The organism is Nitrincola sp., assembly GCF_048264025.1.
Taxonomy (GTDB): domain Bacteria; phylum Pseudomonadota; class Gammaproteobacteria; order Pseudomonadales; family Balneatricaceae; genus Nitrincola.
Genome location: NZ_JBLXDN010000008.1, coordinates 1 through 24,904, shown reverse-complemented (window position 1 = coordinate 24,904; position 24,904 = coordinate 1). Strand labels below are relative to the sequence as shown.

Below are 24,904 nucleotides of genomic sequence, written 5' to 3'. Positions count from 1 at the left end.
TTAGTTCATTCTTATGCTGTAACTTTACAACCTATAATCTGTTAATGAAAAAAGGATTGAATCATGAAGAAACTAACACTGACCTGTCTGACCGCTTCAATATTGTTTGCCACGGGAGTTACACTGGCTGATGCTGAAAAATCCATTGAGTATCGCCAATCGGTTTTTAAGGTGGTGAAATGGCACATGGATACCTTGGGTGGCATGGCGAAAGGCGAATTGGCATTTGATGCGGATGCCGCGCTGCATCATGCTCGTCAGGTGAATGCCATGAGTCATATGGCCAAAGAAGGCTTTGCTGAAGGTACAGAAGGTGGTGATGCCAAAGCTGATATTTGGTCTAACTGGGATCAGTTCAGCGGTGGTATGGAAAAATTTCAGCAGGTTAGTGCTGAGTTGGTTGTTGCCGCAGAAGTTGGAACGCTCGAAGCGCTGCGTCCAGCGGTGGGAGAGATGGGCAAAACCTGCAAGGGCTGTCACGACAATTTCCGTGACTGAGGTTCAACTCGCTTGATTTCTGGAGCAGCTTTGGCTGCTCCAGTTGTTTACCCTCCCCCTTGTTTAAACTCTGCTCAGTAGATTCAATCAATCCCCGATATCAGTTAGAATAGCTCTCTTTTTTGCCAATGCCGGAGTTCTAGGTTCTAAAATGGAAATCAATCCGATTCTTAATAGTCTTAAAGACTTTACTGAGCGAACCGCTACGTTGAAACGCTATCTTGACTACGATGGCAAGCGTGAGCGTCTTGAAGAGGTGGAGCGCGAACTTGAGAATCCGAATATATGGAATAATCCGGAGAATGCTCAACAGTTAGGCCGTGAGCGCAACAACCTCAGCACCACAGTGACAACCCTGGATGAACTGGTTTCCGGCATCAGCGATGCGCGTGATTTGCTTGACCTGGCCGTTGAAGAAGATGACCAGGACACCGTGACCGAAGTTGAAGCTGAAGTCAGCGCGTTGGGTAAGAAGCTTGATGATCTGGAATTTCGTCGGATGTTTTCCGGTGAAGCGGATGCAAACAATGCGTTCGTGGATATCCAATCCGGATCGGGTGGCACTGAAGCCCAGGACTGGGCCAACATCATGCTGCGTATGTATCTGCGCTGGGGTGAAGACAAAGGCTTCAAAACAGAGTTAATTGAAGTGTCCGACGGTGATGTGGCTGGTATCAAAAGCGCCACCATCCGCTTTGAGGGCGAGTATGCCTTCGGTTGGTTGCGTACCGAAACTGGCGTGCACCGTTTGGTACGTAAGTCACCCTTTGATTCAGGTGGCCGACGCCATACCTCCTTCGCTTCAGTGTTTGTGTCTCCGGAAATCGATGACAATATCGACATCGAGATCAACCCGGCGGATCTGCGCGTCGATGTCTACCGTGCCTCTGGGGCGGGTGGTCAGCATGTTAACCGTACAGAGTCTGCCGTGCGTATTACCCATGAGCCCTCCGGTATCGTGGTGCAAAGTCAATCGGCCCGTTCGCAGCATCAGAACCGTGATGTGTGTATGAAACAGCTGCGTTCAAAGCTGTATGAAATGGAAATGCTGAAACGTAATGCCGCTGCTCAGGAATTGGAAGATTCCAAAGCGGACATTGGCTGGGGAAGCCAAATACGTTCCTATGTGCTGGATGATCAGCGTATCAAAGATCTGCGCACCCATGTACAAACGTCCAACTGTGATCGTGTGCTAGATGGTGACCTGGATCAGTTCATCGTAGCAAGCCTGAAAGCTGGCCTCTGATTAATCGAAAACTTACAGATTAGGGTAATAACTTCATGTCCGAAGTGAATCAACCGCAAGATGAAAACCGCCTGATTGCCGAGCGTCGTGAAAAACTGCGCCAATTACGCGAGCAGGGCAGTGCGTTTCCAAATACCTTCAGACGTGACAGCTATGCCGCTGATCTGCAGGCCGCACATGGTGATAAAACCAAGGAAACGCTGGAAGCCGAGGGTAATCTGGTGGCGGTCGCTGGACGTGTCATGCTGAATCGTGGCGCGTTTATGGTGCTTCAGGATATGAGTGGCCGGATTCAGCTGTATGTAAATAAAGACGCACGTCCTTTTGCCAAGTCCCTGGACCTGGGCGATATTATCGGTGTGCGAGGTGTGCTGCATAAATCAGGCAAAGGCGATCTCTATGTGGATATGGCTGAAAATCAGTTACTGACCAAAAGCCTGCGCCCCTTGCCGGAAAAGCATAAGGGTTTGCAAGATACCGAAATGCGCTACCGTCAGCGCTATGTTGATTTGATCACCAATGAACAGTCACGTCGGGTATTCGAAGTGCGTTCAAAGATCGTTTCCGGCATACGTCAGTACCTGTCGGCACGTCGTTTCATTGAAGCGGAAACGCCGATGCTGCACAGCATTCCCGGCGGCGCCACAGCACGTCCGTTTGTCACTCACCACAATGCGCTGGATCTACAAATGTACCTGCGTATTGCTCCGGAGCTCTACCTGAAGCGCCTGGTCGTTGGCGGGTTTGAGCGAGTTTTCGAGATCAACCGCAACTTCCGTAATGAGGGCCTGTCTACCCGGCATAATCCGGAATTCACCATGATCGAATTCTATCAGGCCTATGCGGACTACCATGATCTGATGGACCTGACCGAAGATATGCTGCGTACTTTGGCGAAAGACATTCTCGGTACCACCACCCTGACCAACACCATCCGTAATGAGGACGGTGAAGTGCTGGAAGCCTTTGAATATGACTTGAGCCAGCCGTTCCGTCGTATCAGTGTGTTTGATTCCATTTTGCACTACAACCCGGATATCAAGCCTGAGGCCTTGGCTGATGAGCATGCGGCCCGCCAGATTGCTGAGCGTTTGCATATCAATCTGATGGACAACTGGGGACTGGGTCGTATCCAGATGGAAATATTCGATAAAACTGTCGAACATCATCTGGATCAGCCCACCTTCATCACTGAATACCCGACTGAGGTCAGTCCACTGGCACGCTTAAGTGATCATGATGCGCATGTCACAGACCGTTTCGAGTTCTTTGTCGGTGGCCGTGAGCTGGCCAATGGTTTCTCGGAGCTTAACGATGCCGAAGACCAGGCTGAGCGTTTTCGCCGCCAGGTGGCAGAAAAGGATGCCGGAGATGATGAAGCCATGCATTACGATGCTGACTATATCAATGCGCTGGAATACGGCCTGCCACCTACAGCGGGTGAGGGCATCGGCATAGACCGTCTGGTGATGCTGTTTACGGATTCACCCTCTATCCGTGATGTTGTATTGTTTCCAGCCATGCGGCCGCGCGGTTAGGTCATGGCACTGGAGCAAGCGCCAGGCTGGAAGCCCTATCTGGATGCGGAGTTTCACAAGCCTTATATGCAGGCGTTGAAGCAGTTTCTGCGGGCGGAGAAAGATCAGCATAAGGTGATTTTTCCGCCGTCATCCGACTGGTTTCATGCTCTGGAGGCCACGCCACCAGAGCGGGTGAGGGTGGTGATTCTGGGGCAGGATCCTTACCATCAGCCGGGGCAGGCGCATGGCTTGTGTTTCTCGGTTAAGCCTGGCGTACGTGTTCCGCCATCGCTACAGAATATTTACAAAGAATTACAGGCTGACCTGGGGATTAACCCCCCTGGGCATGGTTTTTTGGACACTTGGGCATCTCAGGGTGTGTTGCTGCTCAATGCTGTGCTGACGGTAGAGCAGGGGCAAGCTAATGCACATCAGGGGCGGGGTTGGGAAACCTTCACCGACAAGGTGATTGAAGTCGTCAATCAGCAGTGTGATCAGGTGGTGTTTATGCTCTGGGGCAGTTATGCCCAGAAAAAAGGTGCCGGGATAGATCAGCAGCGTCATCTGGTTCTGAAGGCGCCCCACCCATCACCGCTTTCGGCCCATCGCGGGTTTTTGGGCTGCCGCCATTTCAGTCAGGCCAATCAATGGCTGATTGAGCAGGGGCGCACGCCGATCAATTGGCAGTTGCCCGCTCAGGTTTGATTGTTGTTACTATCAGCGCTTACTTTCAAATAGCCTGGCATCCAGGCTGTAAGGGAGTTCCAGTAGTTGCAGTGGGTTTTGATCCGGCAGCATGATAGTGTCAGTCTCGGCGCGTGCTTTCAGAATCACCGCCAGTAACTCAAATTCACCGGCTCGTCCGGTTTCAGCCGCCAGTACCACCTGACCTATGCCATCTTTATCTTCACAGTGCAGCGGCGTACCCGGTAGGGGTAGGCTGTTACTCTGCACTCGGGCGCGATACATAGGGCGCTTCAATTGGCCGCGATGCTGCAATCGTGTAATGATCTCCTGCCCGGTATAACAGCCTTTGCGAAAACTGATCCCTTCAAACTCCTGCAGGTTGGTCATCTGTGGAATAAAGGCTTCGGAAGTTTCCTGTCGCAGATCGGGAATGCCTGCCTGAATGTCGCTCAGTAACCATTGCTGTAGTGGCATTATGGCTGCCGTCTGTTGGAGTTTGGCTAGCAAGGGTTCCAGTGCTGTAGCTTCGGCCCAGAGCTCATAGCGCTGCTCACCTACACAAACACAGCTGATCTGCTTGAGCCTGAGGGCCTGCCCGGGCTGCGTGGGTAAGCTGTCCTCAGACAGGTCAAGCACCTGGCTCAGCCGACTAGCTGCGGCTTTTCCCTGTATGCCCAGCCCGACCAGGTCGTTATCGATTTCAGCAGTGGCCTTGGAAAAAATAATGTATTTTTTTAACTGTGCCAGGGCTTTTTCACTCAGATCCTGACTGCCTCTGAGCCAGAAAATGCTCTCCTCTGGCTGGATCACCCGGAACAGACTCATCATGTGGCCCTTGATATTGCAGTGCGAACCGAGTCGAGTCATCCCTGTACTAATATCACGCAGGTCGCAACTGAGTTGTCCCTGCAAAAAGCTGAAAGCATCTTTGCCCTCGACCCTAATTACCTGCTGGTGTAACAAGGGTGTAAACAGGCAGTCACTGGACGGATCGGAAAATGGTCCGACAATAGCATTCTCTTCAATGCTAAGCTGAGCGGGTAGAGTCAGTGTGTGCCATAAGCTGTGCATAGACAGATTCATCCTGTGAGACAAAAAACGTTAGGACTTCTATTGTAGACAAGGAAGCGGCAGGATTCATCCGCTTCCTGGTGGGGTTATTCGGCTGTGCTTTGGTTATTGATACGGCCGATTGCACTACCCAATGTGACTGGGCTACCAGCCGTGAGGGTGCTCTGCCATTCAATGGCATCCTGGCCGAACAGTAAGATCACAGTAGAGCCCAGTTTGAAGCGGCCCATCTCGTCACCTTTGCTCAGACTGATGCTGTCATCGTAGCGCTTACCCAGTACCAATGGTGATTTTTGTATGGGAGCTACCTGACCCTGCCAGACGACTTCGATACCGGCAACAATCATTGCTCCGACAAGCACCATGGCCATCGGGCCGACTTCCGTGTCAAACAGTGCCACCAGACGTTCATTGCGGGCAAACAGCTGGTCTACCTGCTCGGCGGTGACTTGATTGACTGACCAGAGGTCTCCGGGGATATAAATAGTTTCACGCAGTACACCGCTCAGTGGCATATGTACCCGGTGATAATCGCGTGGAGACAGATAAATGGTGGCAAAGCTGCCATTGATAAACTCAGCTGCCCGAGACTCATCACCGCCAAGGAGTGTCGTCAGGGAGTAGCTGCGTCCTTTGGCCTGAAACAGGCGACCATACTCAATGGGGCCTGCTTGACTGACGGCACCGTCAGCTGGCGACACCAGCGTATCCTGATCCTTGTCGATGGGGCGTGCATCCGCTTTCAGTGCGCGGGTAAAAAAGGCATTGAAGTTGGCATAGGCCAGTGGATCAGTTTCCTGCGCGTCGAGCATATCGACACGGTAACGCTTATGAAACCAGCTGATAAACAGATTTTTTATCCACACTACTCGGCAATCGGCCAGCTTGCCGACAGCGCGTGATAACAAGTGCTGGGGGATCAGAGTTTGCAGTAGAATAAAAAGACGATCTTTCACGGCTATTCCTGTGGTAGTTGTTTCAGTGCCTGTGCGGCGGATGAACCTAAATAACGAAACCGCTCAAAGTAAAACTCGGCCATGGGTGGCGCTTGTTCTCCCTGATCCGCGTAGATAATTGCCAAGGGGCCTGATGGGCCAAACAGTGACATTATCAGCCAGTCATGACTGGGTAAGCAGCTTTCAAAATCAGCCGGTAACATCGGCATGAGACGGTTATAGGTTCGATAATTGTACCAGAGGCAAGTGGGTTTATCGCACAGCCGTTTGAACAGGCTGGGGATTTCCAGGTTGTTAGTGTAGCGTGTCAGTGGGTGTTGATTATCGAAACCTTTGCTAATCAGTGGTTTAAGTTGGTGTTGGTTGATCTGCATCATGCTGACACGTGACATACCCAGGCCTTCATGGAGACCCTGTAACAGCATTTTTAGCACCTGATCAGCTTTACGAAAGTTGCTGTCTGGTTGCCGAAGTGTCGCCGTGAGGTTGTCGTACAGTGCTTGGTCCAGAAATTTTGCGGGTGCTGGTGTGGTCGGTAGGTCTGATGCCGGTATTGGTTCAGCCGAGGGGGCGTCTGTCTGACCTAGACTGCTGACAGCCGGTACGGTCTCTTGCAGTTGTTGACGCTCTGCTTTACGCAGTATTCCGGGCGTCGGCTGAGCAGACGGAATAAAGAGTAGCTCGCTGGCGGGGGATAATACCCCAGGCAGGTGATATTGCCTGGCCGACTCGGCACAGGTGCTATGTAGACGCGCCAGAGTATCGTTTTGATCCAGTCTTAGATAGTCGCCGATTATCTCGTAGAGGCGTCGCGCTTTGGGTGTATTCCAGCCACGCGTGGCCGTTAAGGCGAGCCAGTTGGCCAGCTTGACGGCGAAAAATGGCTGTTGCAAAAAGTGATTGACCTCACGCAGATCCTTGCCATCCAGGCGTGGATCCCCCATAGCTTTAAGGTGTAGTTTGTTGAGTAGACTTGATGAAGGTGAGGTGTCGTGGCTTAGTGCCTCAACCGTCAGCTCCGGCAATTTCCACTGCTGCGCCAGACGATACCCCAGCTCCTGGAGTGTGCAACCGAACACGTCATATTCTGCCAGTGCTACATCGACACCCTCATCAATCACTTTGCGTTGGTAGGCTTCTTTATGTAGCGGTGTATAGAGCCAGGCACACCAGTGTATAAAGCCGTAAAGCAGTGCGGCCAGTCGGACCTCTTCGGTGTTGCTGGCATTTTTTCTATCCTGCCAGTCGGCGGCTTGGGTAGAGGCATGATGGCTATCGGCTACAGCCCGCATAAACAGGGTATGGACTGTGCTGGCGGGGTTAAGCCGGAAACTGGTCACTTGGCTGAGTAACTGGGTTATTCGGTCAAAGCCGAGTGTCTGTACCGCATGATCTATTCCAGCTATCTTGCCTTCCTTGTCGCTGAGTAGTGCTTGCGCCGCCCGGGTAACATGCAAGCAAAGCACTGGATCAGTGCGGATGATGGGCGCCAGTGTCAACAGATTACTGGACGCCTGGTCGAGAGCCTTGTTCAGTCGAGCGGCCGTGCTGGCTCGGACAGGTAGCGACTTGTCCTGAAAAAAATCGAGCCATTCATCCAGGCCGACGGGTGAAGTTGGGTTGCGAGACATGGCAGTTCCGGTAAGGCTGACCTTAAAAATTCAGTCTACAGGGTTTCTTGCATGGAGTTAAGAATCATGCGGTAGCTTTTAAAACGCTGCTCGGTGATTTGGCCCGTTTCTACAGCGGCTATAAGTGCGCATCCGGGTTCTTGCAGGTGTTTACAGTCGCGAAAACGGCAGTGGCCGATAAAGGGTCTGAATTCGATAAAACCCTCCAGTACTTCATCTTCGTGCATATGCCATAGGCCAAACTCACGAATACCTGGAGAGTCAATCAGATCACCACCGTCTGGCATATGAAACAGCCGAGCGGTTGTGGTGGTGTGCTTACCCTTGCCACTTTGCTCCGAGAGGCCGCCGACTTTCAGATCGATACCGGGTAGCAAGACATTGATCAGCGACGATTTGCCGACACCTGATTGGCCGACAAATACGCTGATGCGGCTATTCAGCAGGGCTTTTAATTCAGTCAGTCCTGACTGCTCGGTAGTGGATGCTTCGAGTATGCGATAGCCGATCTGGCGGTATAGTGCCAGCATGGGATCTAACCAGACCTTGTTTTCTGCGGAGATTAAATCAGTTTTATTCAGCAGTAGAACCGGTTCAATTTCCGAGCGCTCGCAGGCAATCAGGTAGCGGTCAATCAGGTTAGCATGGGCTCTGGGTTCTGGTGCCAGGGTGATGACGATCTGGTCTATGTTGGCCGCGACGGGTTTCAGCTCACCATGATTGTTCGGTCGTTGTAGCTGATTATGGCGTGGCAGCACAGCAACCACTACGCCGCCATCCGGAGAGCGGCGCCAGATTACCCGATCCCCGGTAACCAGTTGTCCGAGATGGGTACGTAAATGACAGCGTACGATAGCCCCCTGAGTATCACCTTCCAGAGCCTCAACATCGACCTGTTTGCCGAAGTGGGAAATGATCAACCCGTTTTGTTCAGTGCCCAGTTCTCCGCCACTAAGCTGTTCTTCAATCTGGGTTTCCTTGCGGTTGGCACGGTCGGTGCGTTCCTGCTGGATCTTACTGATGCGCCAGGATTGGCGACGGGTGACTTTACGTTTGCTCATGCGTAGATATGCTTTCCTGAGGGCCGGGTTTTGGACTACGTTCTTTGTAGAAGATAAGGTAATCTATAGTGAAACTTTAATACAGTCTTATAACTGGAGAATAGCGGATGCCGCGACAGAATGCCTTGCTGTGGATAGATCTGGAAATGACCGGGCTGGATCCGGAAAAAGACCGGATCATTGAAATGGCTGCAATTGTCACCGATGCCGATTTGAACTCGCTGGCGGAAAGCCCTGTAATTACGGTGCACCAGCCCGATAGCTTGTTGACGCAAATGGATGAGTGGTGCACCCGTCAGCACGGCCAGTCGGGCCTGACAGCGCGGGTGCGCGAATGTCGTGTCACCGAAGCCGAAGCTGAGCAGCAGATGCTGGCATTCGTGCGTCAGTATACTGATAAGGGCGTATCACCCATGTGTGGTAACAGCATCGGTCAGGATCGGCGTTTTCTGGTGAAATACATGCCAGAGCTGGAGGCGCACTTTCACTATCGCAATATCGATGTTAGCAGTATCAAAGAGCTGGCAAAGCGCTGGAAACCGTCGATCATGGACGGGATTAAAAAGAAAGGCGCTCACCTGGCGTTGGATGATATTCGTGATTCTATTGAAGAGATGCGTTATTACCGCCGCCATCTGTTTCGCCTTTGAGTTGAGACAGCGCCCAGTGGATATGTTCGGCGAGCATGGCCGAACAGTCAGATTGCAAACGTCGATTTAGAGCCGCTTCCACCTTGCTCCCTCCACGGCTATTACCCAGCGCAACCGCCAGGTTGCGCTGCCAGCCCTCAAACCCGGTTCGGCGGATAGCAGAACCTTCGGTGCGCTTGAGAAACGTAGCTTCGTCCCATTCAAACAGGCTTAACAGGCCAATGTCATCCAGTTGATGCCTGGGTTTAAAGTCGCTTTCTTGTGAGTGTTTGGCAAAGCGGTTCCAGGGGCATATCAACTGACAGTCGTCACAACCAAAAATCCGATTGCCCATTTTTGCCCGTAGCTCCACCGGTATCGACCCTTTGAGCTCAATCGTCAGGTAGGAAATACAACGGCGTGCATCCAGCACATATGGGCTGGGAAAGGCCTGGGTTGGGCAGATATCCAGGCAGGCGCGACAACTACCGCAGTGGCTGTTGGTTTCCGGAGCATCAATGGGTAAAGGCAGGTTGATAAAAAGTTCGCCCAGAAAAAACCACGAACCAGCCTGACGGTTAAGCAGTAGTGTGTGCTTGCCTATCCAGCCCAGTCCGGCGTTGCGTGCAATCGGGCGTTCCAGTACCGGGGCACTGTCAACAAACGGGCGAAAGGCGGTATCTTGCTGTAACGCGGCGTCAATGCGTTGGCCCAGTTGCTGTATGCGCTTGCGCATCAGTTTGTGATAATCCCTGCCCAGGGTATAGCGGGCGATATAGGCTTTATCCGGATTGTTGAGGATACGCAGGGTTTCAGTCTCAGGGGGTAAGTAATCCATGCGCAGGCTGATAATACGCTGGGTACCAGGAACCAGTTGTGATGCGTCCAGGCGTTTGGGCTGGTGCTGTTCCAGCCAGCGCATTTCGCCATGCATGCCCTGATCCAGCCATTCTGTCAGGCTGTCCGCTTCGGCTGACAGATCTGTGCCGGTGATGGCACATTGCTGAAACCCCAGTTCACCGGCCCAGTGTTTGATCTTGTTAGCCAGCTCGGCGAGTGACAGGGTGTCGGGTAGGGGCTGATTTTGCTTGCTCTGTTCGCTATGCATGCCAGAATAACAGTTCTAGATTAAGGAGAACGCCGCATGATCACTCGAACCACACTGCCTTCGACATTATACACAGCTGAGCAGTCACGTGCGCTGGATCGGCAGGCAACCGAAGTTTTCGGTATTCCTGGCTTTCGCTTGATGCAGCGAGCCGGGCATGCTGTGTTTGCGGTGATACAACAGCAGTGGCCAGAACTGAAGCGCCTGACGCTGCTCTGTGGCACGGGCAATAACGGTGGCGATGGGCTGATTGTAGCTGGGCTGGCGCAGCAGCAAGGACTCGAGGTACAGGTGCTGACCTTTGGTGATTTACCTTATGCAGATCAGCTGCGGGGTGAGGCACTGGAAGCCTGGCGCTGGGCGGCAGCCGTGGGTGTGGCCACTCAGCCTTGGTCGGCACAGCTGGAGCTGAATGGTGAGGTGATTGTGGATGCGATGCTCGGTACCGGCGTCAGAGGTGAAGTGAGAGGGTGTGTGCGTGACGCCATCATCAAGTTAAATCATCAAAGTCGCCCGGTGGTTGCTGTGGATATTCCTTCAGGCTTGTGCAGCGATACCGGTCAGGTGTTGGGTGTGGCGGTCAAAGCGGCTATCACCCTGACCTTTATTGGCGTCAAACAGGGACTGCTGACCCATGAAGGGGTGAATTACTGCGGCAGTTTACGCTTTGATAGCTTGCGCGTGCCGGATGAACTCTATGAGCGCGTGCCTGTCAGTGCATTTCGAACCGATCAGGATGATCTGCAAGAGCTGTTGCCTGCACGTCAGCGCTCAGCTCATAAGGGCTGCTTTGGTCATCTGCTGGTTGTGGGTGGCGGTCTGGGATTGGGTGGTGCTGCACTCATGGCAGCTCAGAGTGCAGCGCGCAGCGGGAGTGGTTTGGTGTCTCTGGCCACGCGTCATGAGCATGTTGTGGCGGCTTTGACTCGCCTGCCGGAAGTCATGGCATTGGCTGTCGGTTCAGGCCAGGAGGTTGTGCCTATGCTGGAACAAGCCAGTGTTGTGGTTGCAGGTCCGGGTTTGGGGAATAGTGCCTGGGCGGATCAGTTGATGCAGCAGGTACTGAACTCGGCGAAACCTCAAGTGCTGGATGCTGATGCGCTGAATTATCTAGTAACAGCTACGGATCGTTACAGTCATCGGCGTGTGATTACTCCACATCCTGGTGAAGCGGCGCGTCTGCTGGGGTGTTCCGTGAGTGAGGTACAGCAGGATCGCTTTGCTGCAGTCAAGGCGTTGCAGTTACGCTTTGGCGGTACTGTGGTGCTTAAGGGGGCTGGTTCGCTCACCTTCGATGGTGATGTAATCCATCTTTGCAGTGCTGGTAATCCGGGGATGGCCAGTGGTGGCATGGGAGATGTATTGTCAGGCATAATCGGCGCATTAATGGCGCAGGGGTTGAAGCCGATTGATGCCGCACGCTTGGGAGTGTATGCCCATGCGGTGGCAGCTGATCGGTGTGTAGCCGGATCAGGAGAGCGAGGTTTGCTGGCAACTGATCTGATCCTCGAAGTGCGTCGGGTTTTGAATGGTTTGGGGGAACAGGTAATTGATAGAAAGTGTTGATCTGGCCGATGACGCGGCAACCATCCGGTTTGGCGCCTGGCTTGCTGAGGCCGTAGGTTCAGAAGGCGCGGTGGTTTTTTTACACGGTAATCTTGGCATGGGTAAAACTACACTGTGCCGGGGGGTGATGCAGTCGCTGGGACATCAGGGTGCGGTTAAAAGTCCGACCTACACGCTGGTTGAACCTTATGAATTGCCTGATATGACAGTTTATCATTTTGATCTGTATAGGCTTTCAGACCCAGAAGAGCTGGAGTATTTTGGTATTCGTGATTATTTCGCTGAGCAGGCTCTTTGTCTGATCGAGTGGCCGGAAAAGGGACTGGGTTGGTTGCCTATAGCGGACCTGGAGCTGACCTTGAGTGAAAATTTACCCGGTAGACGTATAAAGTGGTCAAAAAACACTCAAAAAGGGTGTATGATTGCCGATAGAATAGTAAAGAAATTGAATGGGTAAGCGCGTACTGTGAAAGTAAATGCTCGCAGTTCCCTGATAGGGCTGCTGTTATTGTTGATGAGCCTGTTACCGGTATTGGTGTTTGCCAATGCTGAGGTGAAGGGTGTGCGCTCCTGGTTGGCGCCGGATAACACACGCCTGGTGTTTGATCTCAGCGGACCGGTTGAGCATCGCTTGTTTGCCCTGCAAAACCCGGATCGGATTGTTATCGATGTCAGCAATACCCACCTGCAGACTGATCTGAATCAACTGTCTTTGGATGATAGCCCGATTGCGGGTATTCGTCACAGCAACTCTGAAGGTACCTTGCGGATTGTCCTGGACATGAAAGACCAGGTGCGCCCCAAAAGTTTTGATCTGCCACCCAATGATCAGTATGGGCATCGTCTGGTAGTGGATCTTGAGAGCTTGGGCGTTGCTACCGCAGCGGGGGCTGCCGCTGCCGCCGTGCCGGCTGTCAGCGCCACACCGCCTGCGAACGGTCAGGGGCAGTTGCGTGACATAGTCATTGCCATAGATGCCGGCCATGGTGGCGAAGACCCTGGTGCTGTGGGACCTAATGGTACTCGGGAAAAAGACATCGTTTTAGCTATAGCGCTTGCATTAAAACGCGTGGTAGATGCTGAGCAAGGCTACAAAGCCGTCATGATCCGGGATGGGGATTATTTCGTTAGCCTGCGTAATCGTGCCCTCAGGGCGCGTCAAGCCAATGCGGATCTGTTTATCTCAATCCATGCGGATGGCTGGAAAACGCCTAGTGCCCGTGGTGCATCCGTATGGGTTCTATCAGAACGTGGTGCCAGTAGTGAAATGGGTCGCTGGTTAGCCAGTCGTGAAAACAGTTCGGATTTGATCGGGGGTGTCGGCAGCGTCAGTCTGGAGGACAAGGATGAGGTTCTAGCCAGTGTGCTGCTGGATATGTCCATGACCGCCAGTCGTACGGGCAGTCGCGAAGTTGCCGGTATTATTCATAGTAATTTGGGACAGTTTGCCCGTATGCACAAATCAGCTGTGGAAATGGCTAATTTTTCTGTGCTGCGTTCACCCGATGTGCCTTCGATTCTAATCGAGACCGGTTTCATAACCAATCCGCAGGAAGAAGCTCAACTGCGTACCTCAGCTTATCAGCAGCGTATGGCGCAGGCTATTTTTCAGGGTGTGAATAATTATTTCTGGCAAAAGCCACCGGATATGACCTGGGTTGCCTGGCATAAACGACAGGGGGGAACTGCTCTTGCTGGCGTTGATCGTACCCATCGTGTACAGCCTGGTGATACACTGTCTGTTATTGCCGTACGTAATGGTGTGTCTGTAACCGCGTTGCGTGAGGCAAATCAGATCAATGGTGATCGTATTCGAATAGGTCAAGTGTTAAGGATACCTGCGGGTTGATGCAAAAAGAACCATCACAACCATCTTCAATACATCTGCTGACTCCACAACTTGCTAACCAGATTGCCGCGGGTGAAGTCGTTGAGCGTCCGGCATCTGTGGTCAAAGAACTGCTGGAAAATAGCCTCGATGCGGGTGCTCGATCTGTTACGCTTGAGGTTGAGCAGGGCGGTGTACGTTTAATTCGTTTACGTGATGATGGCTCAGGAGTTAGCAAAGATGATTTGCCCCTGGCTTTAAGTCGTCATGCCACGTCCAAAATTACCGTGTTGGAAGATCTTGAGGCTGTTATGAGCCTGGGGTTCCGGGGTGAGGCGCTGGCCAGTATCAGCTCGGTGTCACGCTTGACGCTAACGTCACGACCTCGGCATCAGCAACAGGCCTGGTCTGTGACGGCTGAAGGGCGTGATATGGAGCCGGAGATGGCGCCTGCCGCGCACCCTCATGGCAGTACTGTGGAAGTGCGCGACCTGTTCTTTAATACTCCAGCACGGCGCAAGTTTCTGCGCACTGAAAAGACTGAATTCAATCATCTGGAAGAGGTGGTCAGGCGGCTGGCGCTAAGTCGCTTCGATGTCAGTTTTACCCTGACGCATAATGCCCGGACTCTATATCAGCTACGTCCGGCTATCTCGGAGTTGGAGCGTGAGCGCCGCTTGTCGCAGTTACTGGGCCAGCCTTTTATTGAACATGCTCTGGTTGTGGATATGCAGGCTGAAGCCTCCGGGTTGCGTTTATATGGCTGGATTACGCAGCCAACACACTCGCGCAGCCAGGCCGATCAGCAGTACTTTTTTGTTAATGGCCGGATTATCAAAGACAAGGTGGTCAGTCACGCGGTGCGTCAGGCCTACCAGGATGTGCTTTATAATGGTCGTCATCCGGCATTTGTGTTGTACTTAGAACTGGATCCAGCGTTGGTTGATGTTAATGTGCATCCGACCAAGCATGAGGTCAGATTCCGTGAAAGTCGCCTGGTGCATGATTTTATCTATCGCTCCCTGCACCGTGTGATTGCGCAGATGACACCGGCGTCGGTGCTTGAGCAGGCGGCTCCCATGCCGCATCAGGTTGATATGGCCACTTCGGCTGTGCCTGCTAATGTCCCTGAACAGACGTTTTCACAAAACCGTTTTTACCTGCCACCTCAGGCCACCTCAGCGCCATCAGCTTCAGCCGTGCAGCGACAGATCGCCCAGTATGGGCAGCTCTATCCAAGTGATAGTGGTGCGGTGGTTGCCAGTATAAATGAAGCCATGCCAGCCGATGCTGTAGATGGTACACCGCCGCTAGGTTTCGCACTCGCACAGTTGCATGGGGTGTACATTCTTTCCCAGAGTACAACCGGTCTGATTCTGGTTGATATGCATGCGGCACATGAACGCATTGTTTATGAGCGGATGAAACAGGCGTTGACTGATGAGCGCTTGAGGAGTCAGCCCTTGCTGGTGCCGGTGAGTCTCTCGGTCAGTCGGCGTGAAGCGGATCTGGCGGAAGAGCAGTTAGATCTGTTTGCACGTTTAGGCTTCGGTTTACAGCGTCTGGGTGATGAAACACTGGTTATTCGTGAGGTTCCTGTGTACCTGGCTAAAGCGGATGTACAGCAACTGGTCAGGGATGTACTGGCCGATCTGTTTGAGCTGGGTGACAGTCGTCGGATAGAAAATCATATTAATGAATTGCTGGGTACCATGGCTTGTCATGGAGCTGTCCGTGCTAATCGACAGCTGACGCAGGCTGAAATGAATGCCTTATTGCGCGACATGGAACAGACTGAGCGCAGTGGTCAGTGTAACCATGGGCGCCCGACCTGGGTGCCTTTAAGTATGACTGAGTTGGATAAGTTGTTTCTGCGTGGACAATAACATGAAGCCGCTGGTAGTTTGTCTAATGGGGCCTACGGCCTCGGGGAAGACTGATCTGGCTATGCGCCTGGCGGACCACCTGGCGGTTGAATTGATTAGCGTTGATTCAGCGCTGATCTACCGGGGTATGGATATAGGTACGGCAAAGCCTGATATGGCTACCCTGCAGCGCTATCCCCATCACTTGGTGAATATTCGTGATCCGGCTGAAAGCTATTCGGCGGCTGAGTTTCGTGAAGATGCGTTACAATCGATCGATCAAGCGCTGTCTGCTGGGCGAACCCCGTTATTGGTAGGGGGGACAATGATGTACTTTAATGCTTTGCTGAAAGGCCTGGCGACGCTGCCTGCATCTGATCCAAACGTCCGGGCTGAGCTGGAGAGTCGCATTGCGGAGCTGGGCATTGAAGCGGTGCATCGTGAGTTACTTGCTGTAGATTCAGTCGCTGCTGCACGTTTGCATCCGACCGATACCCAGCGGGTGCAGCGGGCGATGGAGGTCTACCTGCTCACGGGTAAAACTCTGACGCAGCATTGGCAAGAACAGCAACAACCAGAACTGCCCTTTAGAGTATTGTCTTTGGCGCTGCTGCCAAGTGATCGTGCTGCGCTGCATCAACGTATCGCTATACGCTTTGAACAAATGCTGGCAGACGGATTTGAAGCCGAAGTGACTGACCTGTTTAAGCGTGGCGATCTGCATGAAGGGATGCCTTCGATCCGTTGCGTTGGTTATCGGCAGATGTGGCAGTATCTGGATGGACGCATGGACTATGACAGCATGCGTGAGAAGGCCGTGGTAGCGACACGTCAGTTGGCTAAAAGGCAGTATACCTGGCTCAGAGGTTGGCCGGAATTACAGGTCTTGTCAGAAGAAAAACACGATATGCTCAGAGATAGCTTGAAGTTGATAGAGGGTAACGTTATATAATGCTATGGTTTTGTGCATTGCAGGTCTTGTGAGGTTGGTATAAGGTCTGCCATTGCTTAAAAGTATAATTACACTAATTTTTATGACTGAATGTTTTCAGTGAAGGAGTAAACAATGTCAAAAGGGCAGTCATTACAAGACCCTTATCTAAATGTGTTGCGCAAGGAGCGGGTCCCTGTATCGATATTTTTAGTTAACGGTATCAAGCTTCAGGGTCAGATCGAATCCTTTGATCAGTTCGTTATTTTGCTGAAAAATACAGTCAGTCAGATGGTCTACAAACATGCCATCTCAACTGTCGTTCCTTCCCGTCCGGTGAAATTACCGCAGCCGGAAGATAAGCCTGAAGAGTGAGTGATCTGATTGTTTTTTGAGCGTCCGGAGTCCGGAGAGCGCGCCATATTGGTGCATATTGATCTGGCCTCAGAGTCTGAGGCTGAAGATCCGAAAGAACTTGAAGAGCTTGCTCTTTCAGCGGGTGCTGATCCCATTTGTTTCATGAATGGCAGCCGCTCTGATCCAAGTCCACGCTTTTTCCTTGGCAAGGGGAAGGTTGAGGAGTTGGCTGAGCTGGTGCGATTACACGAAGCCGATCTGGTGATCTTTAACCATGCGTTGAGTCCTGCTCAAGAGCGTAATCTTGAGCGTGAAATCAAGTGCCGGGTACTTGACCGTACCGGTCTGATTCTGGATATCTTTGCTCAGCGTGCGCGTACCCATGAGGGTAAGTTGCAGGTTGAGCTGGCACAGCTGGAACATATGTCGACACGTCTGGTGCGCGGTTGGACTCACCTTGAACGTCAGAAGGGCGGGATAGGGCTACGAGGTCCGGGTGAAACGCAGCTGGAGACTGATCGGCGGTTGTTGCGTGCGCGCATTAAAGCGATTCTTAAGCGACTGGATAAAGTCAGACGTCAGCGTGATCAGGGTCGTCGTGCGCGTGTCAGAGCGGAAATTGCGACAGTCTCTTTGGTCGGTTACACCAATGCCGGCAAATCAACCCTGTTCAATCGATTAACAGCGGCGAGCGTTTATGTCGCTGATCAGTTGTTTGCAACCCTGGATCCTACCCTGCGTAAAGTGCAGTTGCCAGATGCGGGTCCTATCATTTTGGCGGATACTGTCGGGTTTATTCGACACTTACCGCATAAGCTTGTGGAAGCATTTCGTGCTACCCTTCAGGAAACAGCTGAGGCTGATCTGTTGTTGCATGTTATCGATTGCCATGATGATGAACGTCAGGCGCATATCGCACAGGTTAACGATGTGTTGGCTGAAATTGGGGCTGACTCGCGTCCGGTGCTGTTGGTGTATAACAAAATAGACTTGCTGGATGACTTCCCTGCACGGATAGATCGTGATGAGGATGGCAAACCAGTACGGGTCTGGTTGTCTGCACAGACAGGTGAGGGTGCTGAACTGCTGTTGCAGGCAGTGAATGAACGTCTATCCGGGTTGATGTTTGAAGATGTTTTGCAATTAAGTCCATCAGAAGGTCAGCTACGCTCTTTGCTTTACACAAAAGATGCGGTGCTGAATGAGCGGATTGACGCGGATGGCCGTATTAGTTTGCAGGTGCGGATACAATTGAAGGATTTTCGTCAGTTGTTGAGCCGCCTGGATATTCCGGCGGAACGATACCTGGCGGCGATGGTCGATAATGAATAGCGGTTGCATCCCTGTGGTGCGACTCATAAAATTTCATTTTTAATTAAGTTGTTTTAAAGCGGAGAAAACTATGGCCTGGAATGAGCCTGGCGGAAATGGTAAGAACCATGACCCCTGGAGCGGCGGCGGTGACAAAAATCCCGGCGGTGGTAAGCGTAATGGTGGTAATAATGACCAGGGGCCTCCTGATCTGGATGAAGCGCTGCAAAAATTGCAGGACCGTTTAAACGGGCTCTTTGGTGGCAAGAAAGGTGGATCCGGCGGAACAGGCAGTTCCGGTGGTGGTAAAGGCGGCAGTTTTACCCTTGTCGGAATCGTGGCCGTTTTGGCGCTGGTTGTTTGGGCCGGTATGGGCTTTTATACCGTGGATCAGCAGGAGCGTGGTGTTGTATTGCGCCTGGGTAAATTCCACAGTGTGGTAAACCCTGGTCTGCAATGGAACCCACCGCTCATTGATGAGGTGAATAAAGTCAATGTGACCCGGGTACGTATCCATGATCACCGTGCTTTGATGTTGACTGAAGATGAAAATATCGTTGATGTTGATATCAGCGTGCAGTACGTCGCTGAAAATCCGGAATTCTTTACCCTAAAAGTTAGAAGTCCTGAAGACAGTCTTGGGCAAGCTTCTGAAGCAGCCTTGCGTCAGGTTGTCGGTGGTTCTGATATGAACTCCATCCTGACTGAAGGGCGTCAGGTGATGGCGATCTCTGTTCAGGAACGCTTGCAGCGTCATATGGATAATTACGAAACAGGTATTCGTATCTCTGGCGTCAACGTCCGTAATGCCCAGGCACCAAGCCAGGTTCAGGATGCCTTTGATGACGTAATCAAGGCGCGTGAGGACGAACAGCGTTCCAAAAACGAAGCTGAAGCCTATGCTAACAGCGTAGTTCCAGAAGCACGCGGTAATGCTCAGCGTATGTTTGAAGAAGCCAGTGCTTATCGTGAAGAGGTGGTTGCCAGAGCCAACGGTGAGTCGCAGCGTTTCCTGGCGCTCTTGACTGAATATCGTCAAGCACCAGATGTTACCCGTGAACGTCTCTATATCGATATGATGCAGAATGTGCTGACCAATACGCCGAAAGTACTCATGGATGTTGAGAGTGGTAGCAATAATGTTATGTTCCTGCCGCTGGACAAGTTGATGGAACAGCAGCGCGGAACGTCGGGCGCTTCAACCCGAAGCAGTAGTGCCGAGATGAATCTGCGTCAACTGAATGATCAGGTTACTGAACAGGCGCGAAATCGTCAGGCCGGCAGTCTGAGGGAGGGTCGATAAGATGAAATCCAATTCAGTAATAGTGCTGGTTGTAGCGCTGATCGCAGTTTGGCTGGTATCTGAGTCAGTTTATATTGTTAAGGAAACCGAGCGTGCAGTGAAGCTGCGTTTTGGTGAAATTGTAGAGCCTGATATTGAATCAGGCCTGCATTTCAAGATTCCATTTGTGAACACTGTGCGCAAGTTTGAAGCGCGTCTGATCACAATGGATTCCAGACCTCAGGCCTTCCTGACGCTGGAAGCCAAGCGTTTGATTGTTGACTCATACATTAAATGGCGCGTTGCCAATGTAGAGAAATACTACACCGCTACGTCTGGTGATGAAAATCGAGCTAACAGCCTGCTGTCCAGCCGTATCGAGACTAACCTGCGTAACCAGTTTGGTGAGCGTACCCTGAATCAGGTTGTATCTGGTGAGCGTGAAGAACTGATGGATCAGGTCAATCAGGCCTTGAGTCTGGTTGCACAGGACGAGCTGGGTATCGAGATCGTTGATATTCGTATCAAGCGTATCGACCTGCCTACTGAAGTGTCTGCGTCGGTTTATGACCGGATGCGTTCTGAGCGTCTGCGTCTGGCTCGTGAGCTACGTGCTCGCGGTATGGAGCTGGCCGAAGGTATTCGAGCCGACGCGGATCGTCAGCGTACTGTTATTACCGCTAACGCATTCAGTGCCGCTGAAATCGTTCGTGGTGAAGGTGATGCGCAAGCAGCCAATATATATTCCAACGCCTTCAGTCAGGATGCAGAGTTCTACGCTTTCATGCGTAGTCTGAATGCCTACCGTGAATCCTTCCAGGGTGGTGGCGATGTGATGGTGCTTGAGCCGAAGAGTGATTTCTTCCGTTATTTGCAGAACCCAATGGGTCAGTAAGTACCGAAACAAGTACCTTGGCGTATGACTAAAGCAGGTGCCAATGGCACCTGCTTTCATGTTAGAATTCGTTAACCGGGTCAGAGCCCGGTTTTTTTATGTACAGGATGTGCGGTATGCTGCGGGTGCAGGGATGTGCAGGAGTGGCGATGACAAGAGGATTGATGCATGGCACTGGCAGATAGATGGTTACTGCCTGAAGGTATAAAAGAACTGTTGCCTCCTCAGGCCCGCCAGGCGGAACTGATGCGCAGACGTATACTGGATTTATATAACAGCTGGGGCTATGAATTAGTGATGCCACCATTGGTTGAGCATCTGGAATCCCTGTTAACGGGTACCGGTCGTGATCTGGATTTGATTACGTTCAAGTTGACTGATCGTCAGAGTGGTCATGCGCTGGGCATTCGTGCTGATATTACTCCCCAGGTCGCACGTATAGATGCGCACAGACTGCGCACTGAAGGTGCCAGTCGCTTGTGCTATTGTGGCTCGGTAATTCACACCCATGCCGCGCATATGCTTGCCAGTCGTAATCCGCTGCAGGCCGGTGCAGAGCTCTATGGTCATGCGGGTATTGAAAGCGATGCGGAGATCATTGCCTTGATGCTGGAAACACTTCACGCCGCAGGTATCAGTGATGTACTGACGCTGGATCTTGGCCATGTGGGTCTGTTTCGGGCCTTGGTGCGTGAGGCTGATCTGGATCAGGAACAGAAAGACCAGTTTATTGACTTGCTGCAGCGCAAGGCCATGCCTGAAATCGCTGTATTTATCGAATCACTGCCGGTCAGTGAAGCGCTGCGTAAGCAGTTGTCGGCTCTGCCGAGTTTGCATGGTACTGTCGATGTGCTGGCAAAGGCGCGTGACTGTTTCAGTCAGCCTGAAGCACGCCAGGCCATTGATTACCTGGCGCAGTTAGCAGCGCTGATCCAGCAGCGCTATCCGGCGGTACGGTGCTATTTTGATCTGGCTGAGTTGCGTGGATACCACTACCATACAGGTGTGGTGTTCGCGGCCTATACGCCCAGCTTTGGACAGTCGCTTGCCAAGGGCGGGCGCTACGATGAAATAGGTGAAGATTTTGGACGCGCGCGTCCGGCAACTGGCTTTAGTACCGATTTGAGTACGCTGATCGAACTGGCCGGTGTGCCTGCAGAAGCTGAAAAAGCGATACTTGCACCAGCAGAAAATGCTGATCCTGTGTTGCAGGATGCGATTCGCACATTACGACAACAGGGCTATCGTGTCATTCAGATGCTGGATGGCCTGCCTGTACCGGCATCTTGTGATCGTCGGTTGGAACACCAGGGTGGAGAGTGGCAGATCAAGCCGCTCTGATTTATTAACACTTTTTATGAGTACATGAGACAGCAATGGGTAGAAACGTCGTTGTTCTGGGCACCCAGTGGGGTGATGAAGGAAAAGGTAAAATCGTTGATCTTTTAACTGAAAAGATTGCAGCGGTAGTACGTTTCCAAGGCGGCCACAATGCTGGCCATACGTTAGTAATCGATGGAAAGAAAACCGTACTCCATTTGATACCTTCCGGGATTCTCAGGGAAAATGTACTCTGCCTGATCGGTAATGGCGTGGTGCTTTCTCCAGAGGCGCTGTTAAAGGAAATCGCCGAGCTGGAAGTGACCGGTATCCCGGTCAGTCAGCGTTTGCGTTTAAGTCCCGCTTGCCCTTTGATTCTGCCGTCTCATGTGGCTCTGGATCAGGCGCGGGAACTGGCGCGCGGTGAATCTAAAATTGGTACCACCGGTCGTGGTATTGGTCCAGCTTATGAAGACAAAGTGGCTCGCCGTGGTTTGCGTCTGGGCGATATCCGCGATGCTGATCTGTTTGCTGAAAAGTTGCGCGAGTTGCTTAAGTTCCACAACTTCATGTTGCAGCAGTATTATGGTGTTGAGCCGGTCAGCTTTGATGCTGTGTTGGCTGAATGCATGGAAATGTCTAAGAAACTGCTGCCGATGATTGCCGATGTGACCACTATTCTGCATGACTTGCGTCGTCAGGGTGCCAGTATCATGTTCGAAGGTGCACAGGGATCTTTGCTGGATATCGACCACGGTACTTATCCTTATGTGACTTCGTCAAATACCACCGCAGGTGGAACCTCCACCGGTAGTGGTTTTGGTCCGCTTTACCTTGATTATATTCTCGGTATTACTAAAGCCTATACCACGCGTGTGGGTGGCGGTCCTTTCCCGACAGAGCTGTCTTGTGCCATTGGCAAGCAGTTAGCTGAGAAAGGCCATGAGTTCGGTGCGACCACTGGGCGTGCGCGTCGTTGTGGCTGGTTCGATGCCGTAGCACTGAAACATGCTATTGAGATCAACTCGGTTTCTGGTTTGTGTCTGACCAAGTTGGATGTGCTGGATGGTCTGGAGCAGATAGGTATTTGCACCGGTTATGAAGATGCACAGGGTCAGCCAGTGTATTCACTTAGCGGTAGCGAAGATTACGAAGCTATTACACCCGTGTATGAGATGATGCCTGGCTGGAGTGAGTCAACAGTGGGTGCAAAAACCCTTGAAGACTTGCCTGAAAATGCGCGTGCGTATATTCGTCGGTTGGAAGTACTGGTAGGTGCACCGGTTGATATCATTTCAACTGGCCCTGATCGTAATGAGACGATAGTGTTACGCGATCCGTTTAACTGATGGATCGATTTAGCAACCGGCTACCTGTGCATTCACACAGGTAGCCGGTTGTTTGAATTTATACTACTGTCTGAATCGTTTTGATCAGCAGTTTGAACATTTTCGGATTGGCAGCCACCAGGTTGCCAGTTTGGCGATGAGCATTACCACCCTTGTAATCACCCACTAAACCACCCGCTTCCTGAATCAGCAGTATCCCTGCATCCATATCAGTTTCACTCAGATCGGCTTGAAAGAAGCCATCCAGTCGTCCTGCGGCGGTATAAGCCATATTCAATAGCGCTGAGCCACTGTTAAACAGATTAGCACCGGCTGTGGAGAGGTGATTTAACAGGCGCTGATGTTCGGCAAACGCTTGATCACGGTTTGTGGCAGAGACAAATCCACTGCCTAGCAGTGCCTGGTGTAGATTTTTGTTAGTGCTGACGCGTAAACGGCGTCCGTTAAGCTGTGCTCCATTACCACGGCTGGCGGTAAATTCTTCGCCGGTTACCGGGTTGATGACCACACAGTGTTCAATGCGGCCATTGATACGCCCAGTCAGGGTGAGTGCATAAACGGGCAGGGCATTGGAGAAATTGAGCAGGTTGTCTACTGGACTGATATGCCAGTCGCATACCACCGGACCTTCACCTGCGGCTTTGTAGTTGCCACTGAAATCACCCTTCACCGTGTGGTGTGGGTAAGCTTTCTGAATGGACTGAGCAATGCTCCGCTCAACCTGAGAGCAGGTTTCGCTAATGAATTCAGCCGCGCCGGACTGTTCGGATTTGATCAGATCAAGGCGTTCTGCCGCGCGGGCAATCTGTTCTCCGCCAAGGCGGGCAGCACGAAGTGCGATATTTACTATCGGTTGCATCAGGTTAAGCGTCCAGTTTTGTTCAAGAGCAAAGCGCCATTATACTGAAGTGGCGGTTGCTTATCTATTCATGTGGGGTTTTTTCACGCTCTGGGTACTGGTGCCACCTGATGGTTCTGGTTCGATGTGTTGATCAGTTTTTCATCGCTGGACAATTTGATGTTGTTGGTGGAGTATACTGAGTAAATATAAGGAGATAGGAAGAATCTGTTTAGTGTCGTATTTACCGATTCCGACTATTGCACTGTTGTTCAGAAAAATATGCAGGCTTCGTTATGCTTAATGGAGGAGTGTATGCCTACAATCTCTATGTTCTATGGCATTATTATTCGGATGTATTATGCTCCGAAAGAGCATCCGCCGCCGCATTTTCATGTTTATTACAGCGAATATAAGGCAACTATTGATATTCGAACATGTGAGGTTATTGATAGCGATCTACCTAAAAAACAAACAAAGCTCGTTTTGGCATGGGCTGAACTTCATCAAGAAGAGCTTATGGCTGATTGGAACCTGGTAATGAATGGTGAAGAGCCGTTTAAAATTCAGCCGCTACAGTAAGGGGGTTAATCATGCATCCATCAGTGACAAGCGTCACCCCGCTTGAGAATTATCTTCTGTCAGTCGAATTCGCAAACGGAGAGCAGGGCATATTGGATATGAAGCCCTACTTGGATTTTGGTGTTTTTAAAAGACTTAAAGAGCGAAGCTCATTCAATCAGGTTCGCGTGTCTTTCGACACTATAGAGTGGAGTGTTGGAGTCGATCTCGATCCGGCATTCGTCTATAGCAAATGTCAGCGTTCAACCGCTCAACAAGATGTTGCTGAAGCTTAACCACGCAGCTGCACTTTGATCGTAAGCGTCCATTCCAAGACGTCCTAGAGCCAGCCTATTTTTAAATTTACAGTAGCCTCAGACTTTAAAAAACGAGG

The 24,904-nt window shown here is 51.6% G+C and carries 24 protein-coding genes; 18 read left to right on the top strand and 6 right to left on the bottom strand.

Translation table 11 applies throughout. The annotated features are described in order from the left end of the window. The first annotated feature begins 63 nt into the window (after positions 1–63). From ACN0R1_RS07935 to ung, 4 genes are all read left to right on the top strand, one after another. Positions 64–498 (top strand): c-type cytochrome, encoded by a 435-nt coding sequence (locus ACN0R1_RS07935; protein WP_417581642.1) that lies wholly within the window; start codon positions 64–66, stop codon positions 496–498. 151 nt (positions 499–649) lie between these two features. Then, complete coding sequence (gene prfB, locus ACN0R1_RS07930; RefSeq protein WP_417581640.1) at positions 650–1,744, top strand: peptide chain release factor 2; 1,095 nt, start codon at positions 650–652, stop codon at positions 1,742–1,744. Positions 1,745–1,779: 35 nt separating this feature from the next. Beyond that, positions 1,780–3,282 (top strand): lysine--tRNA ligase, encoded by a 1,503-nt coding sequence (lysS, locus tag ACN0R1_RS07925; protein ID WP_417581638.1) that lies wholly within the window; start codon positions 1,780–1,782, stop codon positions 3,280–3,282. Between the two features lie 3 nt (positions 3,283–3,285). Beyond that, positions 3,286–3,969 carry a uracil-DNA glycosylase gene (ung, locus tag ACN0R1_RS07920; protein WP_417581636.1) on the top strand — a complete coding sequence of 228 codons (684 nt, stop codon included), beginning with the start codon at positions 3,286–3,288 and terminating at the stop codon, positions 3,967–3,969. 12 nt (positions 3,970–3,981) lie between these two features. Here the strand turns inward: ung and ACN0R1_RS07915 are convergent, their stop codons facing one another. From ACN0R1_RS07915 to rsgA, 4 genes are all read right to left on the bottom strand, one after another. After that, a complete protein-coding gene (locus ACN0R1_RS07915; RefSeq protein ID WP_417581634.1) occupies positions 3,982–5,022 on the bottom strand; it encodes a YgfZ/GcvT domain-containing protein in 1,041 nt (346 codons plus the stop codon). Positions 5,023–5,108: 86 nt separating this feature from the next. Continuing rightward, positions 5,109–5,978: an archaetidylserine decarboxylase gene (gene asd / locus ACN0R1_RS07910; RefSeq protein ID WP_417581632.1), complete on the bottom strand. Its 870-nt coding sequence runs from the start codon at positions 5,976–5,978 to the stop codon at positions 5,109–5,111. A 2-nt stretch (positions 5,979–5,980) separates the two neighbouring features. After that, positions 5,981–7,609, bottom strand: coding sequence for an HDOD domain-containing protein (locus ACN0R1_RS07905; RefSeq protein WP_417581630.1), 1,629 nt, complete (start codon positions 7,607–7,609; stop codon positions 5,981–5,983). 35 nt (positions 7,610–7,644) lie between these two features. Beyond that, positions 7,645–8,670, bottom strand: coding sequence for a small ribosomal subunit biogenesis GTPase RsgA (rsgA, locus tag ACN0R1_RS07900; protein ID WP_417581628.1), 1,026 nt, complete (start codon positions 8,668–8,670; stop codon positions 7,645–7,647). Between the two features lie 107 nt (positions 8,671–8,777). Here rsgA and orn point away from each other — a divergent pair, with 107 nt between their 5' ends. Next, complete coding sequence (orn, locus tag ACN0R1_RS07895) at positions 8,778–9,320, top strand: oligoribonuclease (protein ID WP_417581626.1); 543 nt, start codon at positions 8,778–8,780, stop codon at positions 9,318–9,320. On the opposite strand, the gene queG is transcribed toward orn, so the two are convergent. Beyond that, positions 9,274–10,407 carry a tRNA epoxyqueuosine(34) reductase QueG gene (queG, locus tag ACN0R1_RS07890; RefSeq protein ID WP_417581624.1) on the bottom strand — a complete coding sequence of 378 codons (1,134 nt, stop codon included), beginning with the start codon at positions 10,405–10,407 and terminating at the stop codon, positions 9,274–9,276. The two genes, orn and queG, sit on opposite strands and share 47 nt — an antisense overlap. A 36-nt stretch (positions 10,408–10,443) precedes the next feature. Here queG and ACN0R1_RS07885 point away from each other — a divergent pair, with 36 nt between their 5' ends. From ACN0R1_RS07885 to ACN0R1_RS07835, 11 genes are all read left to right on the top strand, one after another. Then, positions 10,444–11,973 carry an NAD(P)H-hydrate dehydratase gene (locus ACN0R1_RS07885; RefSeq protein ID WP_417581622.1) on the top strand — a complete coding sequence of 510 codons (1,530 nt, stop codon included), beginning with the start codon at positions 10,444–10,446 and terminating at the stop codon, positions 11,971–11,973. Beyond that, positions 11,957–12,430, top strand: a complete 474-nt coding sequence (tsaE, locus tag ACN0R1_RS07880) for a tRNA (adenosine(37)-N6)-threonylcarbamoyltransferase complex ATPase subunit type 1 TsaE (RefSeq protein ID WP_417581620.1) — start codon at positions 11,957–11,959, stop codon at positions 12,428–12,430. Before ACN0R1_RS07885 ends, tsaE begins: the two co-directional genes overlap by 17 nt. A 9-nt stretch (positions 12,431–12,439) precedes the next feature. After that, positions 12,440–13,822, top strand: a complete 1,383-nt coding sequence (locus tag ACN0R1_RS07875; RefSeq protein ID WP_417581618.1) for an N-acetylmuramoyl-L-alanine amidase — start codon at positions 12,440–12,442, stop codon at positions 13,820–13,822. Then, entirely contained in the window at positions 13,822–15,687 is a 1,866-nt protein-coding gene (gene mutL / locus ACN0R1_RS07870) for a DNA mismatch repair endonuclease MutL (protein WP_417581616.1), read from the top strand. The genes ACN0R1_RS07875 and mutL overlap by 1 nt, the downstream gene beginning before the upstream one ends. Before the next feature lies 1 nt (position 15,688). Continuing rightward, positions 15,689–16,618 (top strand): tRNA (adenosine(37)-N6)-dimethylallyltransferase MiaA, encoded by a 930-nt coding sequence (gene miaA / locus ACN0R1_RS07865; RefSeq protein WP_417581614.1) that lies wholly within the window; start codon positions 15,689–15,691, stop codon positions 16,616–16,618. Between the two features lie 114 nt (positions 16,619–16,732). Then, the gene (hfq, locus tag ACN0R1_RS07860) at positions 16,733–16,972 is read left to right on the top strand and encodes an RNA chaperone Hfq (protein ID WP_036519535.1); all 240 of its coding nucleotides are present in this window, start codon (positions 16,733–16,735) and stop codon (positions 16,970–16,972) included. A 9-nt stretch (positions 16,973–16,981) separates the two neighbouring features. Further along, on the top strand, positions 16,982–18,286 hold the full coding sequence (gene hflX, locus ACN0R1_RS07855) for a ribosome rescue GTPase HflX (RefSeq protein WP_417581612.1): 1,305 nt from the start codon (positions 16,982–16,984) through the stop codon (positions 18,284–18,286). A 70-nt stretch (positions 18,287–18,356) separates the two neighbouring features. After that, positions 18,357–19,568: an FtsH protease activity modulator HflK gene (hflK, locus tag ACN0R1_RS07850; RefSeq protein ID WP_417581611.1), complete on the top strand. Its 1,212-nt coding sequence runs from the start codon at positions 18,357–18,359 to the stop codon at positions 19,566–19,568. A gap of 1 nt (position 19,569) precedes the next feature. Beyond that, entirely contained in the window at positions 19,570–20,442 is an 873-nt protein-coding gene (gene hflC / locus ACN0R1_RS07845; RefSeq protein WP_417581610.1) for a protease modulator HflC, read from the top strand. Between the two features lie 168 nt (positions 20,443–20,610). After that, positions 20,611–21,783 (top strand): ATP phosphoribosyltransferase regulatory subunit, encoded by a 1,173-nt coding sequence (locus ACN0R1_RS07840; RefSeq protein ID WP_417581608.1) that lies wholly within the window; start codon positions 20,611–20,613, stop codon positions 21,781–21,783. A gap of 35 nt (positions 21,784–21,818) precedes the next feature. Then, entirely contained in the window at positions 21,819–23,111 is a 1,293-nt protein-coding gene (locus tag ACN0R1_RS07835; RefSeq protein WP_417581606.1) for an adenylosuccinate synthase, read from the top strand. A 58-nt stretch (positions 23,112–23,169) separates the two neighbouring features. Here ACN0R1_RS07835 and ACN0R1_RS07830 read toward each other — a convergent pair whose 3' ends face one another. Next, entirely contained in the window at positions 23,170–23,970 is an 801-nt protein-coding gene (locus tag ACN0R1_RS07830; protein WP_417581604.1) for an inositol monophosphatase family protein, read from the bottom strand. 294 nt (positions 23,971–24,264) lie between these two features. On the opposite strand from ACN0R1_RS07830, the gene ACN0R1_RS07825 reads away from it, so the two are divergent. Together ACN0R1_RS07825 and ACN0R1_RS07820 are read left to right on the top strand one after the other, a co-directional pair. Continuing rightward, a complete protein-coding gene (locus ACN0R1_RS07825) occupies positions 24,265–24,531 on the top strand; it encodes a DUF4160 domain-containing protein (protein ID WP_417581602.1) in 267 nt (88 codons plus the stop codon). An 11-nt stretch (positions 24,532–24,542) separates the two neighbouring features. Beyond that, complete coding sequence (locus ACN0R1_RS07820) at positions 24,543–24,806, top strand: DUF2442 domain-containing protein (RefSeq protein ID WP_417581600.1); 264 nt, start codon at positions 24,543–24,545, stop codon at positions 24,804–24,806. Positions 24,807–24,904 lie beyond the last annotated feature (98 nt).

Excerpts from the sequence above, each read along its gene's own strand:
- ACN0R1_RS07935 (WP_417581642.1), top strand. The coding sequence starts at position 64 with ATGAAGAAACTAACACTGACCTGTCTGACCGCTTCAATATTGTTTGCC.
- prfB (WP_417581640.1), top strand. The coding sequence starts at position 650 with ATGGAAATCAATCCGATTCTTAATAGTCTTAAAGACTTTACTGAGCGA.
- lysS (WP_417581638.1), top strand. The coding sequence starts at position 1,780 with ATGTCCGAAGTGAATCAACCGCAAGATGAAAACCGCCTGATTGCCGAG.
- ung (WP_417581636.1), top strand. The coding sequence starts at position 3,286 with ATGGCACTGGAGCAAGCGCCAGGCTGGAAGCCCTATCTGGATGCGGAG.
- ACN0R1_RS07915 (WP_417581634.1), bottom strand. The coding sequence starts at position 5,022 with ATGCACAGCTTATGGCACACACTGACTCTACCCGCTCAGCTTAGCATT.
- ACN0R1_RS07905 (WP_417581630.1), bottom strand. The coding sequence starts at position 7,609 with ATGTCTCGCAACCCAACTTCACCCGTCGGCCTGGATGAATGGCTCGAT.
- rsgA (WP_417581628.1), bottom strand. The coding sequence starts at position 8,670 with ATGAGCAAACGTAAAGTCACCCGTCGCCAATCCTGGCGCATCAGTAAG.
- orn (WP_417581626.1), top strand. The coding sequence starts at position 8,778 with ATGCCGCGACAGAATGCCTTGCTGTGGATAGATCTGGAAATGACCGGG.
- queG (WP_417581624.1), bottom strand. The coding sequence starts at position 10,407 with ATGCATAGCGAACAGAGCAAGCAAAATCAGCCCCTACCCGACACCCTG.
- ACN0R1_RS07885 (WP_417581622.1), top strand. The coding sequence starts at position 10,444 with ATGATCACTCGAACCACACTGCCTTCGACATTATACACAGCTGAGCAG.
- mutL (WP_417581616.1), top strand. The coding sequence starts at position 13,822 with ATGCAAAAAGAACCATCACAACCATCTTCAATACATCTGCTGACTCCA.
- miaA (WP_417581614.1), top strand. The coding sequence starts at position 15,689 with ATGAAGCCGCTGGTAGTTTGTCTAATGGGGCCTACGGCCTCGGGGAAG.
- hfq (WP_036519535.1), top strand. The coding sequence starts at position 16,733 with ATGTCAAAAGGGCAGTCATTACAAGACCCTTATCTAAATGTGTTGCGC.
- hflK (WP_417581611.1), top strand. The coding sequence starts at position 18,357 with ATGGCCTGGAATGAGCCTGGCGGAAATGGTAAGAACCATGACCCCTGG.
- hflC (WP_417581610.1), top strand. The coding sequence starts at position 19,570 with ATGAAATCCAATTCAGTAATAGTGCTGGTTGTAGCGCTGATCGCAGTT.
- ACN0R1_RS07840 (WP_417581608.1), top strand. The coding sequence starts at position 20,611 with ATGGCACTGGCAGATAGATGGTTACTGCCTGAAGGTATAAAAGAACTG.
- ACN0R1_RS07835 (WP_417581606.1), top strand. The coding sequence starts at position 21,819 with ATGGGTAGAAACGTCGTTGTTCTGGGCACCCAGTGGGGTGATGAAGGA.
- ACN0R1_RS07830 (WP_417581604.1), bottom strand. The coding sequence starts at position 23,970 with ATGCAACCGATAGTAAATATCGCACTTCGTGCTGCCCGCCTTGGCGGA.
- ACN0R1_RS07825 (WP_417581602.1), top strand. The coding sequence starts at position 24,265 with ATGCCTACAATCTCTATGTTCTATGGCATTATTATTCGGATGTATTAT.
- ACN0R1_RS07820 (WP_417581600.1), top strand. The coding sequence starts at position 24,543 with ATGCATCCATCAGTGACAAGCGTCACCCCGCTTGAGAATTATCTTCTG.